The organism is Bacillus sp. JJ1474, from assembly GCF_036965225.1.
Classification (GTDB): Bacteria; Bacillota; Bacilli; order Bacillales; family Cytobacillaceae; genus Cytobacillus.
This window is the reverse complement of sequence record NZ_JBALPC010000079.1, coordinates 1-841: the sequence shown is the minus strand read 5'-3', so window position 1 is coordinate 841 and position 841 is coordinate 1. Positions and strand designations below refer to the sequence as shown.

The 841-nt window shown below is 36.3% G+C and carries 1 protein-coding gene; it reads left to right on the top strand.

Features of this window, described 5'->3' with window-relative positions; genetic code table 11:
• Positions 1-330 precede the first annotated feature (330 nt).
• Positions 331-841, top strand: a 511-nt coding sequence (sigK, locus tag V7164_RS11740; protein WP_335354166.1) for an RNA polymerase sporulation sigma factor SigK, incomplete at its 3' end; no start/stop codon positions are given.

Sequence of the window (841 nt, the reverse complement as noted above, 5' to 3'; positions counted from 1 at the left end):
TATTTTAATGACTTTATTTACTAAAGACTCCATCATGTCCTTACTCATTGCTACTCCTCCTTAGGATTTATAAGCTTATTCACTGCATATATATGTATCATGGGAGGACAATGTACTATTGAAAACGCCTGTTTTTACTATATTAGGTGTAAATAGGCAAAGAAAAAATTGGGCTATTTACAAGAATCACGTTTGAATAGAATGAGAGCTTCGAAAAAGACTGTGGGAAATATTTCTGAGGAAAATAAATGAGGTGGACAGACAAAAACAACTCTTTTTGCACATAGGAATTAGTTAAGGCTAAAGTGTTTGAAAGCGGGGGTGGAAATAATGTCTGGAATATTAACAGCGCTTGGCTATTTAGTGAAAGAGATTGTGTTTCTCGTTTCATATGTAAAAAATAATGCTTTTCCTCAACCGCTATCGGCTGCTGATGAAAAAAAGTATTTGCGGTTGATGGCTGCTGGCGACACACATGCTCGAAACATGCTAATCGAGCATAATTTAAGGCTCGTAGCTCATATTGTCAAAAAATTTGAAAATACTGGGGAAGATTCTGAGGATTTAATCTCTATTGGTACAATCGGGTTAATTAAAGCCATAGAAAGCTATTCAGAGGGGAAAGGCACGAAGCTTGCCACTTATGCGGCGCGGTGTATAGAGAATGAAATCTTGATGCATTTGCGGGCTTTAAAAAAGACAAAAAAAGATGTCTCTCTCCATGATCCCATTGGGCAAGATAAAGAAGGAAATGAGATATCATTGATTGATGTACTGAAATCTGATTCAGAGGATGTCATAAATACAATCCAATTAAATATGGAGCTTGAAAAGGTAAAGG